Genomic DNA, 12,110 nt, shown 5'->3' on the forward strand with positions numbered 1-12,110 from the left:
CTACGGGCGCACCGGGATTCCGGCGGCCACAGCGACCTCGCGGTAGGCCGACGCGAGGTCGTCGAGCGTCGAGTGGGCGTTGAGGCCGCTGGGGTTCGGCACCACCCAGACCTGCGAGTCGCCCCAGTCGCCCTGCCGGCCGACGGCGGCGGTGCGGGCGTCGAAGGCGACGCGGTAGGCGCTGATCCCGAGGATCGCGACCACGGTCGGGCGCAACGCGGCGACCCGTTCCCGCAGCGCGAGCCCGCCCTCCGTCAGCCGCGCCGGTGCGAGCTCGGCCGCGCGTGCCGTCGCCTCCGGCACGATGCAGGTGATCCCGATCCCCAGCTCCTCAAGCTGGCGCACGTCGGCCGGGTCGAAGCCGTTCGACGCGTCGATCACGTGGTCGGTGATCCCGGCCAGGTGGAGCGCCTTGTAGAAGCGGTTGCCCCGGCGGGCGAAGTGCGCCTGGACCGCCACGGTGAGGAGTCCCGGGTTGATGCCCACGATCAGCAGCCGGGTCGGGTGCGGGATCAGGTCGGGGAGCGTCCGGCCGGTGAAGGCGGCGAGCTGATCGCGGGTGAACGTCATCCCCTCACTCTGGCATCGTCACAGCGTCTCGGCGCTGCCGGTGACCCGGATGCGGCCCTCCGGCGGGATGCTCACCAGGATGGAGGACGGCCGTCCGGTCTCCGCGCCCTGCTCGACGGTGACCTCCGCGGGCATCGTGACGAGGCCGTGCTGCCGGAGGTACGCGCCGAGCCCGGCGGCCGCCGATCCGGTGGCCGGGTCCTCGCGGATGCCTCCGCGCGGGAACGGGTTGCGGCTCGCGAAGCGGTCCGCCGAGATGCGGTGGACGACGGGGATCGTGCCGTCCCATCCCTTGCGGTCCTGCAGGCGCAGGACCGCGTCGGCGTCGTGGTCGAGCCGCCCCAGCACGCCTGCGGCGACCGGGACGAGCGGGTGGGGGTTGCCGCCGCGGATGAACGCGGGAGGCAGCATCGGGTCGAGGTCCGTCGTCTCCAGCCGGAGGGCGTCCAGGAGTTCGGCGAGCAGGACGCCACCTAGCGGCTCGACCGACGTCTCCACCGCCGTCAGCGTCGCCCGCTCGGGCGAGACGGCCACCGGGACCACGCCCGCGTTCGTGGTGAACGCGACCGTGCTGCCCGCGCCTTCACGGGCCAGCGCCACTCCGGACGCGATGGTCGCGTGGCCGCAGAAGGCGATCTCGGCCCGCGGGGTGAAGTAGCGCACCCGCGCGGCATCCGGCTCGATCGCGGACAGGAACGCCGTCTCGCTGAAACCGAGGTCGGCGGCGATGCCGAGCATATCGGCGTCCGAAAGCGACTCCGCGTCGAGCACCACACCGGCGGGATTGCCGGACGTCGGGTCGCCGGGGCGGGTGAACGCGCGGAAGCGCAGGATCCTCATCGTCCCGTTGTAGCGGCGGCGGTGCGGGCGCGTCGCGGGCCAATCCGCATCCCGTGGACCGGTCCGCGAGGCGCCCCCGGCGGGTCACACCTCGATGCTGACCTCATAGACCTGGTCGGTCGGGTGACCGGCGCGCTCGTGGATGCGCATGAGCGCTTCCTTCGACGGGCCGGTGGACAGGCAGAAGACCTTGCCGCTGACCGGGTCGAGCCAGGCCCGCTCGATGTGCACCCCCTCCTCCCCCTCGATGGCGGCGTCGGCGTCGTGCGCCTCCTGCAGTTGATCCCGGGTGACACCCACGAATCCGTCGTGGACGTCGATGAACTGTGCCATGATCGGCTCCTTTCCTCGTATCCACTGTGCTCGTGGCGACGGCGCACGGCATCCGTCATCCTGCCGATCCCGGGAGGCCCGCAGGCGCCGGCGCGCGGCTAGGCTGCGGCCATGCGCGCGGCGTCGCCGCCGGGTGGGACCGCCCGGGTATGCCCACTGCTCGTCGGCCGCGACGACGAGCTGGACTTCGCCGTGCGGCGGCGGGATGAGGCTGCGGCCGGGCACGGCGGCCTCCTGCTGCTCGGCGGGGAGGCGGGGATCGGCAAGTCCCGGCTGCTCGACGAGCTGACGACCCGTGCCGGTGGCCGGGTCGTGCGCGCGGAGGCGTTCGCGGGCGACCGGGACACGCCTGGCCTCCTCCTGGGCGGGCTGGCCTCCGGGTTCCGCGCGGCGGGCGACGAGGAGACGGCCGAGCGGGTGCAGTCGCTGGTCGCAGAGGCGGTGTCGGCGACGACCTCCGATTCCGCCCGGCGCCGGCTCCTGGTGGCGGAACTCGCCGACGCGCTGACCCGGGCGCTCGCGACGCCCTTCCTCGTGCGCCTGGAAGACCTCCACTGGGCGGACCAGCTGAGCCTCGACGCCCTCCGCCGGGCCGCCGCGACGCTCGACCGGCTGCCGTCCCTCCTCGTCGCGACCCACCGGACCGACGACCCGGCGGCGGATGCGGCCTTCACGTCGTGGCGGCTGGACCTTCTCGCCCACCGGCAGGCCGAGGAGCTGCTGCTGACCCGGCTCGGCCGGGAGGGCACCCGCTCCATGCTCGCCTCGATCACCGGGGAGCAGCCGTCGGAGGAGGACGTGGACCGGCTCTACGCGGCCGCCGACGGCATCCCTCTGCACGTCGAGGAGCTGGTGGCCGTCGGGGTGGACACGGTGCCCGACACGGTCGGCGACGCCGTCGTCGCGCGGACCGCGGCCCTCGATCCGCACGCGCGCGCGGCCATCGCGGCGGCAGCCGTCATCGGACGCGAGTTCGACGAGCGGACGCTGTCGGCGGTCGTCGCCGGTGGGGACGGGTCACCGGACGAGGTGGCCGCGGGCCTCGACGAGCTCGTCCGCGTCCACTTCATCGTCCCGGCGGCTGGGGGCTACGACTTCCGGCACGCCCTGATCCGCGACGCGGTGTACGCGGCGCTGCCCGCACCGCAGCGGCGCGTGCTCCACGCACGGGTGGTCGACGCCGTGCCCGGGCTGTCCGACGCGGTCCGGTCGGCCCATCTGGAGCGGGCGGGCCGGGCCGACCAGGCGTACCGCGCCTCCCGGACCGCCGCCCAGCGCGCCTCCGCCTTGTCGGCGCACCGCGAGGCGGTAGGCCTGTACCGCCGCGCCGAGAGGACCGTGCCGTCCGGCACCGCCGTGGCCGAACGCGCCGAGCTGCACCGGCTCCTCGGGTCGGAGCTGGCCGCCTCCGACGCCAACGAGGACGCGGAGCGCGAGTTCGCGCGGGCGATCGAGCTGTACCGGGAGGCCGGGGACGAGGTCGAGGCGGCCGCAATCGTGCCGGCGCTCGTTGCCGCGCGTCATCTGCTCGGCGCGGACTACGCCTCCCGGGCGGCGACGCTGGAGGACGCGCTCGCCCGTCTGGGCCCCGATGCGGGTGGCCGTACCGCGCTCGCCCGCGGGAGTCTGCTGGCCGCGCTGGCGGCCGCAGCGATGCTCGACCGTCGCCTCGACGAATCGCTCGCCTTCGCCACGCAGGCGCGACCCCTGCTCGAGGGCGACGTGGCGGAGCGACTGGCCGTCGACGTCACACGCGGCGCCGTCCTCGTCTTCGCCGGTCGCGGTGACGAGGGCTGGGGCCTTCTCGACTCCTCCGCCCGCGAGGCTGCGTCGCTCGGGCTGGAAGCGACCGCCGCCCGTGCGTACCGGATGGCGGGATCGAGCGCGTCCGTCCTCCTGGTGTACGACCGCGGGCTGGAATGGCTGCAGGAGGGCATCGCCTACGCCTCTCGGATCGAGCGCTGGAACGACGCCCACTACCTCCAGGCGCACCTCGCCCATGTGGAGTGGGCGACCGGGCACCTCGGCACCGCGGGGACGCGCGCGGAGCGGGCCCGCGCCGACGGCCGCGGCGGCATCACGACCGAGGTGACCGTGCTGCACGTCCTCGGCTACGTCGCCCTGGCACGCGGCGACCTCACGACGGCGCAGGATCTGCTGGGCGAGGCGGCGGCGATCGGGGAGCGGATGCGGGAGCTGCAGCGGCTCTCGCCCGCCCTGTGGGGGCTGGCGGAGGTCGCCGTGGCCCGGGGCGACGACGCGACCGCGATCGAGCTGTCGGAGCGGGGGTACCGGGAGTCCGCACGCATCGCCGACGCCGCGTACCTGTTCCCCTTCCTCGTCACGGCGTCGCGCGCGCGGCTCGCCGCCGGGGACGTCACGGGAGCGCGGGTGTGGGTGGATCGGACGGGGGCGCTGGTCGGCGAGCGCGGTATCCCGGGCACCGAGTACGCGGTCGCGCACGCGCAGGGCCTGGTCGCCCTGTCCGAACGCGGGATCAGCCGGGCGAAGGACCTGCTGGGGTCCGCCTCCGCCGGCTGGGACGCGCTCGGCCGCTGGTGGGAGGGGACGCAGGCGCTCCTCGACCTCGCCGAGTGCGCCCGCCGCAGCCGGGGTCCGGCGGAGGCCGCGGCGCTCGTCGCCGAGGCGCGGCGGCGCGCCGAGGCGTCGGGCGCGGGCGCCGTGCTCTCCCGGGTGGCGGCGCTGGAGGAGCGGCTGGCGGACGGCGCGGAGACCAGCGTCCTCAGCGCACGCGAGCGCGAGGTGGCGACGCTGGTCGCGACAGGGGCCACCAACCGCGAGATCGGGGACGTGCTCCACATCTCGTCCCGGACGGTCGCCACCCACGTCGAGCACATCCTCGCGAAGCTCGGGGCGACACGGAGGTCGGAGATCGCCGCCTGGTCGGCGGGAGAACGAGTCGGAGGGAGACAGGATGGCTGAACGGTGGGGCGCGGTGACGGTGCTCGGCGCCGCCCAATTCGTGATGGTCCTCGACAGCACGGTGATGAACGTGTCCATCTCGACGGTGGTGAAGGACCTGGGCACCACGATCGCCGCCATGCAGACGACCATCACCTTCTACACGCTCACCATGGCGGCGTTCATGCTGCTCGGAGCCAAGCTCGGCGACATCTGGGGCAGGCGGCGCGCACTGGTGATCGGATCCATCGTCTACGCGGTCGGTTCGGGGACCACGGCGATCAGCCCGAACATCGTGGTGCTCTTCGTCGGCTGGTCGGTGGTGGAAGGTCTCGGCGCCGTGCTGGTGATCCCGGCCATCGCCGCGCTGATCGCCGACAACTACACCGGCCACGCCCGGGTGACGGCGTTCGCCGTGATCGGCGCCTCTTCCGGGGTCGCCGTCGCGGTCGGTCCGCTGATCGGCGGTTTTCTCACCACCTACGCGAGCTGGCGGTACGTCTTCGCCGGCGAGGTCGTCGTCATGGCCGTGGTGCTCCTGTTCAGCCGGGTGGTGCGCGACAGCGGCGAGCGCGAGAGGGTCGCCGTCGACGCGTTCTCCGTGCTGCTCTCGGCCGTCGGCCTCGTGCTGGTCGTGTTGGGCTTGCTGCAGACGAAGACGTGGGGCTGGGTCCTCCCGTCGACCGACGTGTCCGTGCTGGGTCTCTCACCCGTCCCCTATCTCGTGGCGGGAGGGGCGGTCGTGCTGTGGCTGTTCTTCGTCCGCCAGCGCTCCCTGATCGCGCGCGGGCGCGCTCCCCTGCTCGATCCGGCGCTCCTGCGAATCCGCCAGCTGCGCGCCGGGGTGGGCAGCCTCGGCCTGCAGTACACCGTGACCGCCGGGCTGTTCTTCGTCGTGCCGATCTATCTCCAGCTCACCCTCGGCCTGGATGCGCTCACGACCGGGCTGCGGATCTTCCCCCTCTCGGTCGCTCTCGTCCTGTTCTCGATCGTGGGGACGGCGCTCGCCCGGCGGATGCCGCCGCGACGGATCGCCCGCATCGGCCAGCTCGCGCTCGTCGGAGCCGGCCTCGTCCTTCTCGCAGCGGTCACGCCCGACCTGAACACCTGGCAGTTCGGGGCCGGCATGTTCATCGCCGGCGCCGCGCTCGGCCTGCTGGCGTCACAGCTGGGGAATGTGACCATGTCCTCGGTGGGGGCGGACCAGCTGAGCGAGGCGGGCGGCATCCAGGGCGTGTTCCAGAACCTCGGCTCGTCTCTCGGAACGGCGCTCGTCGGGTCGGTCATGATCGCGGCGCTGGCCACCTCGTTCGCCGCGAATGTCGCCGCGAGCGAGCTGCCCCAGGATGTTCAGACGCAGGTGCAGCAGGAGAGCAGCAACGGAGTGGGGGTGGTCGCCGTCGCGGACGTCCCGCGCATCGCCTCCGAGCACGGGTTGTCCGAACAGGACAGCGCGACCTTGCAGCACCTCTACTCGGATTCGCAGCTTTCCGCGCTTCGGCTCTCCTTCGTCACCATCGCGCTGATCTCCTGCGCCGCGCTGTTCTTCTCCCGCAACCTGCCGAAGACCGTTCCGGAAGCGGAGCCCACCGAGAAGCGTCAGTCCCCGTCGGCGTCGTTGTAGCGCTCGAGCATCGCGGCGAAGGCGGCGATCTCGGCCTCGCTCCAGCCGCGCAGGCGGCCCGTCATCGTGACGCGCAGGGCCTCGTCCGCCGCGTCGAGCACGTCGACGCCGCGGGCGGTGATGCTCAGCGCCTGCCCGCGTCCGGTGTGCTCGTCCGGCGCGTTGACGACACAGCCGCTCTCCGTGAGCGCCGACAGCTGGCGGGACACGGTGGAGCGGTTCAGCTCGTAGTGGGCGGCGATCTCGATCGCGCGGCATCCGGGGTGCTCGCGGATGTACGCGAGCAGGGAGCGATCGACGATCGACAGCGCCTCGTTCTCGCGCCGCACGCGGGCGGTGCCGCGGCGGCCGATGGTGGTCAGCTCGCGCTGCACCCTCGCGATCGAGGCGGTGCGCGCATCCTGGGTCATGGCTCCAGTCTACCGTGGAGTTGCATTCTGCAACAGATAGCCGTAGGTTGCATAACGCAACTTGAGAGGATCCCTCCCGCATGTCGACGCACCGCATCACTCCCCTGCCCGCCGCTCCGGCCCGGCCCCGCTTCTGGCCGCCGGCCGCCTTCTGGAAGGCGCTCGGCTCGCACATCGTGATCCCGTTGTTCCTCGCGGTCGGGATGGCGCTCGCCTACCTGGGCGCCTTCCACGCGCCGCAGCCGCACGATCTCCCGGTCGCGATCGTGGGCCAGGGTCCCGCGGCGCAGGTGTTCGCTCAGACCATGAACGACAGGGCGCCGCGCGAGCTCGACGTGACCACCGTCCCGACCGTCGCCGCTGCGCGGAAGGAGCTGCTGAACGGGACCATCGCCGCCGCGTACGAACCGGGGACGGCGCAGGCCGTCATCCACATCTCCACCGCGTCGTCGGAGACGGAGGCGTCGGCGGCCGAGAAGCTGTTCCTCCCCATCGCTTACCAGCAGCACCTGCCGGTCACGATCGACGACGTGCGGCCGGTGCCGACCGATGACGGGACCGGACAGGGAATGTTCTTTCTCATGGTGGCGCTGAGCGTCGGCGGCTATTCGAGTGCGATCGCCATCGCGGCCGTCACCGCCAAGCTCGCGATCGGGTGGCGCATCGCGGTCTCGGCCGCCGCGTCCCTGCTGGTCGCCGGGCTCTGCGCGGTGGTCGCCGGTCCTGTCTTCCACGTGCTGAACGGGAACGAGTGGAGCATCTGGCTGCTCGCCTCGCTCTACGTGTTCGGCATCGTCACGATCGGCGTCGGGCTGCATCCCCTCATCGGGCGGTGGACAACGCCCGCGCTGACGCTCCTGTTCGTGATGCTGAACGTGACCAGCAGCGGCGGCATCTTCCCGCAGAACCTCATGCCGTGGTTCTTCGCGGGACTCAACACATTCTGGAACGGTGCGGCCTGGCTGGACGCGGTCCGGGCTCTGACCTACTTCCCCGGACAGGCCTTCGGCTTCGACGGGCTGCGGCTCGCCCTCTGGGCGACCGTCGGGCTCGGGCTGATCGGCGTGAGCCACCTCCTGACCGTGCGGCGACGCCGTGCGGCCGACGACACGGTCGCGGCGACGCCCGCGGAGGAGGAGGCGGTCGTCGCCGCCTGACGACCGCCTGCCGCGCTCAGCCGACGAACCGGATCAGGAGGACGCCTTGTCCAGATCCTCCTCGGACTTCTGGATCGCCTTCTGCAGCTCGTCGTAGTCGCCCGAGTCGATCGCCTTCGAGATGCGCTTCTGGGCCTTGACCAGCGCGTTCTCGACCCGGTCCGCCCACTGGTCGTCGACGACCGCGATGACGGCGGACGAGCCCTTCGGGAGGTATTCGTCGACGTCGACACCGATCTGCTTCTCATCGTGCCGCTTGCGGAAGGCGCCGATCACCGCGCCGATCCCGGCCCCGACCGCGGTGGCCGCCAGCAGCGGCGGCGCGAACAGCCCGACCACGACACCGGCCCCGGCGCCCCAGGCCGCACCCTTCCCGACGGTGCCGGATTCGTGCTCCTTGACCTCCACCTTGCCGTCGTCGTCGCGGCTCATCACGACCGCCCCGACGATGTCGAACTGGCCCGCGGCCTGATCGTCCTTCAGGGACTGGTAGTCGGCCTCGGCCGCGCTCTCGTCGTCGTAGGCGCCGACCACGAGCACCAGGTTTTTGTCAGCCATCTCCCTCTCCTCTCGCTCGACCGCATCCGCGATCGGTCGGACTATCGCACTCGAGGGGAGGGGTCGGGAAGACAGTGATCGGCGTCGCCTACCAGGCGCAGGCCGTGAGAGATGCGACCCCGGCCGTGAGGACGTTCGGGCCGCCGATCAGGGTGACCGTCCCGACGCCGAGCCGGCCGAGGTCGGCGAGCACCCCGCGCGGCACGCAGGTGCCCGGGGCCAGGTAGAGCGGGGCGGACGCGGTGGCGGCGAGGGTGGTCGCCGAGAGGGCGTCCGGGAAGCCGAATCCCGTGGCCAGGATCGCCGTCGTGGCGTGCGAGTAGGCGTGCTGGTTGACGGCTTCGGCTGTGGCGTACCGGTCGGATCCGGCGAGCCGGCCGACGGTGTAACCCTTCTGCGTCAGGGAGGTCGCGATACCGGCGGAGAGCACGGTCGGGCCTCCGACGAGCTCGACGTTCTTCGCCTTCAGCGAGGACAGGAGCGCGGCGGTCGGCGCGTCGACGGCGCTCGCGTAGCCGTCCACGAGCAGCAGCGGCGAGGCCTGCGCTCCGGCGGCGCCGCCGGCCGCCAGGGCGTCCGGGAAGTTCGCGCCCGCGGCGAGGTAGACCGTGTCGGCCGTCGCGAACGCTCCGGAGACGACCGTGCGCGAGGTCAGGAAGCGGTCGCTGCCGGCGGCGCGGGAGACAGTCGCGCCGGGCACGGCCGCGTGGAGCTGGCCGAGGACGGCGTCGGAGATGGAGTTCGGTCCGCCGACGATCACGATGGTCGCCGGCTTCAGGCGCTTCACCTCCGCGGCGACGACCGGGGTCAGTCCGCTCGGGGTGGAGAGGAGCAGCGCTCCACCGCGCTTCGCAGCTGCCGGACCTGCCGACAGGGCGTCGGGGTAGTTCGCGCCGGAGGCGATGTAGACGACGGGTGCCGTGCCCGGGAACTCGCGCTGCGAGACGGCGACGGAGGTGGCGTAGCGGTCGTCGCCGTACGTCCGGCCGGACTGCAGCAGACGGAGCACCTGGATGGTGGTGTTGCCGGACATCGAACCCGAGACGTAGGCGGTGTGGGTGGTGGTGTCCACGGCGACGTCGGCGGGAGTAGGCAGCGCCGTGCTCGCGAGCACCGCGTTCGTGCCGGTGGCGATGGCGACCAGCTCGTTGATCGTGCCGCCTTCGAAGGGCTGGGCGACGGCGGCGTACAGGACGGAGGCGCTGTCGTCGACCGTGAGCGATTCGGCGCCAGCCGGAAGGGGGATGGTCGCGCTCGGAGCGGAGGCACCCTTCGGCACGACGGCGAGGGACGAACCACCGCCACCGAGCGAGCGCTGCGAGACGTAGACCGTGCCGTTCGAGGGATCCACCGTGAGGACGTCGGGCAGACCGGCCAGCGGGATGGTCGAGGCGAGCGTGTTCGATGCGACGTCGTACGCGTAGAGCGAGCTGCCGGACAGCCCCTGGGCCGCGGCGTACACGATGCCCGCGCCGGCATCGACGTCGATGTAACTGAGGCCCTGGTACTGATTCGGCAGCGAGATGACGGTCGGCGTGACCGGAGTGCCGCCCACGGCATCCGCGATCTGCGCCGCCGTCACGACCTGAATGGAGGGGGTCGAGGCCCCCGCCTGCGACACCGACCCTCCGATGTAGAGAGAGCCGGTCGCCGTGTCGACGGCCATACCGCTGTTGCCGCTGGACCCGATCGTCCTGAACGAGCCGAGGTTGATGGTGCCGACGTGGCTCTTGGAGGCGATGTCGATCACCCACAGGGCGGACGTACCGGCGTTGATGTCGCTCACGGTGACGTAGAGGAACCCTCGCGCCGGGTCGGCCGCGACGCCTTCCGGAAGCTTCGGCAGATCGATCGTTCCCGCCACGGCGTTCGTCGCGGTGTCGACGACGGCGAGGCTGCTGTGCTCGCTGCCTTCCGCGAGCGCGTAGAGCGTGTGGTGCGACGCATCCACCGCCAGCGATGGCACGGTCGCGGCGTCATCGCCACCATTCGGCGCGGTGATCGAGCCTGTGATCGCCAGCACAGGTGTCGTTGCCGGCGCGGCGACCGCCGGAGCCGACCCGATCATGGCAGCGGCGACCACGGCCGCGGTCGCGAGCACGGCACCGAGCCGCACGGATGTCACACTGTTCTTCGACAGCACAGTCCCCCCAAGGATTCTCCGAGCTCATCAGCGAGCCGAGTGTGATTCTGGCACGCGGGAACCCGCTGGGCCACGCGCTGGCGCACTCGACGCGCGCACGTGAGAGCACTCTCAGGAGCGACGGCGGCCTTCCGACCAACGGTGGTGCACCCTCCACGAGCCGGTGCAGGATGTGCGCATGGTCTCCCTCACCGTCGAGCGCACCTTCCCCGTCCCGCCGGAGCGCGTCTGGCGCGGGTTCACCGATCCGCAGGAGCTGAGCGCCTGGTTCTGGCCGCCACGGATGGAGCCGACGGCGCGGATCGACCCCGTGCGGGACGGCGCGGTTCGCATCCGTTCCGCCATCGCCGATCTCGGCGTGGCCGGCCGGGTCACCGAGGTGGACGCGCCCCGGCTGCTCGCCTTCACGTGGCGCTGGGACGGCGAGGACGGCGAGACGCGCGCGACGCTCCGGTTCGACGCCGACGGGGACGGCACCCTCCTGACGGTGCAGCACGACGGCTTCGCCGACGACGAGGCCGCGGCGAATCACGTGGACGGCTGGAACGACTGCCTCGATCGCCTCTCGGCGACGATGACGTGACCGCCGACCCGGCCGCCACCACCGCGTCCCCCACGCCTCCGCTGGCGTGGGACGCACGCCGCAACCTGGCCGCGCTCGGGATCGCGGTCGTGCCGACGGCCGTCGCGTTCGGCGTCTACCACGCGGTGCGACCCTTCGGCTTCACCTGGGGATCGGTCGTGGTCACCTCGTTCGCGTTCTGGATCTTCTACTCGCTCGCGTACCTCGTGCTGACCCACGTCACGTTCCGGCACGCGACGGCCGGGGAGCTCCGGGACTGGCTCCGGGCGACGACGCCGACACGGCGGGCGCAGCGGATCGAGGCGTCGCTCGGCGGCGGCGGGCCGACCGCCAACGCGCACTGGTCGGTGCTGGCGATGATCGCCGTCGCCGCCGTCTGGCTGACGCCGGGCCTACTCGACAGCGTCGTGGCGAACGTGCTCGCCTTCCTCGTCGTCGGCTGCTCGTGGATCGTGACCGTCTACTCCTACGCCGTGCACTACGCACGGCTGAACGCGACCGCGGAGAGCCTGGGCTTCCCGGGGACCGCGCCCCCGGTCTTCCTGGACTACTTCTACCTGTCCGCCCAGGTCGCCACGACGTTCTCGTCGTCGGATGTGACCATCCTCACGACGGTCGGGCGGAGCGTGGTCACCGGGCAGACGATCATCGCGTTCGTGTTCAGCACGTTCGTGATCGCGATGCTGCTGTCGGTGATCTTCCTCAGCAGCTGACCGACCTCATGGCGTGCGGCGGGCTCCTGCGTCTGCCAGGGGGCTGTGGTGCGCCAGCAAATCGCGGCAGACGACTGTCTAGTCCTGGCTTCTTGGGGATGGCCTTCCGGACCGGGGCCCCCTGTCTGGAACCCAGGTCCCGGCCAAGAGAACCAGCATTGTGACTACGGACATCGCCCAGGTCAGCACACCGTTGCCGGGGGCGAACACGACCATAATTAGCGTGGGGAGCAAGACGACCGCCACGGTGGCAAGAT

11 protein-coding genes are annotated in these 12,110 nt (G+C 72.1%); 5 read left to right on the forward strand and 6 right to left on the reverse strand.

Annotated features, from left to right (window positions below; genetic code table 11):
• From AB0P25_RS04460 to AB0P25_RS04470, 3 genes are all read right to left on the reverse strand, one after another.
• A complete protein-coding gene (locus AB0P25_RS04460; protein WP_363805625.1) occupies positions 1-570 on the reverse strand; it encodes a mismatch-specific DNA-glycosylase in 570 nt (189 codons plus the stop codon).
• A gap of 18 nt (positions 571-588) precedes the next feature.
• Positions 589-1,410 carry a PhzF family phenazine biosynthesis protein gene (locus tag AB0P25_RS04465; protein ID WP_363805627.1) on the reverse strand — a complete coding sequence of 274 codons (822 nt, stop codon included), beginning with the start codon at positions 1,408-1,410 and terminating at the stop codon, positions 589-591.
• Positions 1,411-1,494: 84 nt separating this feature from the next.
• The gene (locus tag AB0P25_RS04470) at positions 1,495-1,743 is read right to left on the reverse strand and encodes an SCO4226 family nickel-binding protein (protein ID WP_363805629.1); all 249 of its coding nucleotides are present in this window, start codon (positions 1,741-1,743) and stop codon (positions 1,495-1,497) included.
• A gap of 111 nt (positions 1,744-1,854) precedes the next feature.
• Here AB0P25_RS04470 and AB0P25_RS04475 point away from each other — a divergent pair, with 111 nt between their 5' ends.
• Together AB0P25_RS04475 and AB0P25_RS04480 are read left to right on the forward strand one after the other, a co-directional pair.
• On the forward strand, positions 1,855-4,686 hold the full coding sequence (locus AB0P25_RS04475) for a LuxR C-terminal-related transcriptional regulator (protein WP_363805630.1): 2,832 nt from the start codon (positions 1,855-1,857) through the stop codon (positions 4,684-4,686).
• On the forward strand, positions 4,679-6,289 hold the full coding sequence (locus AB0P25_RS04480; protein ID WP_363805632.1) for an MFS transporter: 1,611 nt from the start codon (positions 4,679-4,681) through the stop codon (positions 6,287-6,289). The genes AB0P25_RS04475 and AB0P25_RS04480 overlap by 8 nt, the downstream gene beginning before the upstream one ends.
• Here the strand turns inward: AB0P25_RS04480 and AB0P25_RS04485 are convergent.
• Positions 6,265-6,699 (reverse strand): MarR family winged helix-turn-helix transcriptional regulator, encoded by a 435-nt coding sequence (locus tag AB0P25_RS04485; protein ID WP_363805633.1) that lies wholly within the window; start codon positions 6,697-6,699, stop codon positions 6,265-6,267. The genes AB0P25_RS04480 and AB0P25_RS04485 overlap by 25 nt on opposite strands.
• A gap of 80 nt (positions 6,700-6,779) precedes the next feature.
• On the opposite strand from AB0P25_RS04485, the gene AB0P25_RS04490 reads away from it, so the two are divergent.
• On the forward strand, positions 6,780-7,856 hold the full coding sequence (locus tag AB0P25_RS04490; RefSeq protein ID WP_363805634.1) for a hypothetical protein: 1,077 nt from the start codon (positions 6,780-6,782) through the stop codon (positions 7,854-7,856).
• Positions 7,857-7,889: 33 nt separating this feature from the next.
• Here AB0P25_RS04490 and AB0P25_RS04495 read toward each other — a convergent pair whose 3' ends face one another.
• Both AB0P25_RS04495 and AB0P25_RS04500 read right to left on the reverse strand, forming a co-directional pair.
• Positions 7,890-8,414, reverse strand: a complete 525-nt coding sequence (locus AB0P25_RS04495; protein ID WP_363805635.1) for a DUF1269 domain-containing protein — start codon at positions 8,412-8,414, stop codon at positions 7,890-7,892.
• Positions 8,415-8,502: 88 nt separating this feature from the next.
• Positions 8,503-10,539: a cell wall-binding repeat-containing protein gene (locus AB0P25_RS04500; protein WP_363805637.1), complete on the reverse strand. Its 2,037-nt coding sequence runs from the start codon at positions 10,537-10,539 to the stop codon at positions 8,503-8,505.
• Positions 10,540-10,735: 196 nt separating this feature from the next.
• On the opposite strand from AB0P25_RS04500, the gene AB0P25_RS04505 reads away from it, so the two are divergent.
• Complete coding sequence (locus AB0P25_RS04505; protein WP_363805638.1) at positions 10,736-11,140, forward strand: SRPBCC domain-containing protein; 405 nt, start codon at positions 10,736-10,738, stop codon at positions 11,138-11,140.
• Positions 11,137-11,853 carry a DUF1345 domain-containing protein gene (locus AB0P25_RS04510; RefSeq protein ID WP_363805639.1) on the forward strand — a complete coding sequence of 239 codons (717 nt, stop codon included), beginning with the start codon at positions 11,137-11,139 and terminating at the stop codon, positions 11,851-11,853. The genes AB0P25_RS04505 and AB0P25_RS04510 overlap by 4 nt, the downstream gene beginning before the upstream one ends.
• Positions 11,854-12,110 lie beyond the last annotated feature (257 nt).

The sequence above is a fragment of the Leifsonia sp. NPDC077715 genome, assembly GCF_040686855.1.
GTDB lineage: Bacteria > Actinomycetota > Actinomycetes > Actinomycetales > Microbacteriaceae > Leifsonia.

What these genes read in the sequence shown, in the direction of transcription:
- AB0P25_RS04460 (WP_363805625.1), bottom strand. Translation starts at nt 570, where the DNA reads ATGACGTTCACCCGCGATCAGCTCGCCGCCTTCACCGGCCGGACGCTC.
- AB0P25_RS04465 (WP_363805627.1), bottom strand. Translation starts at nt 1,410, where the DNA reads ATGAGGATCCTGCGCTTCCGCGCGTTCACCCGCCCCGGCGACCCGACG.
- AB0P25_RS04470 (WP_363805629.1), bottom strand. Translation starts at nt 1,743, where the DNA reads ATGGCACAGTTCATCGACGTCCACGACGGATTCGTGGGTGTCACCCGG.
- AB0P25_RS04475 (WP_363805630.1), top strand. Translation starts at nt 1,855, where the DNA reads ATGCGCGCGGCGTCGCCGCCGGGTGGGACCGCCCGGGTATGCCCACTG.
- AB0P25_RS04480 (WP_363805632.1), top strand. Translation starts at nt 4,679, where the DNA reads ATGGCTGAACGGTGGGGCGCGGTGACGGTGCTCGGCGCCGCCCAATTC.
- AB0P25_RS04485 (WP_363805633.1), bottom strand. Translation starts at nt 6,699, where the DNA reads ATGACCCAGGATGCGCGCACCGCCTCGATCGCGAGGGTGCAGCGCGAG.
- AB0P25_RS04490 (WP_363805634.1), top strand. Translation starts at nt 6,780, where the DNA reads ATGTCGACGCACCGCATCACTCCCCTGCCCGCCGCTCCGGCCCGGCCC.
- AB0P25_RS04495 (WP_363805635.1), bottom strand. Translation starts at nt 8,414, where the DNA reads ATGGCTGACAAAAACCTGGTGCTCGTGGTCGGCGCCTACGACGACGAG.
- AB0P25_RS04505 (WP_363805638.1), top strand. Translation starts at nt 10,736, where the DNA reads ATGGTCTCCCTCACCGTCGAGCGCACCTTCCCCGTCCCGCCGGAGCGC.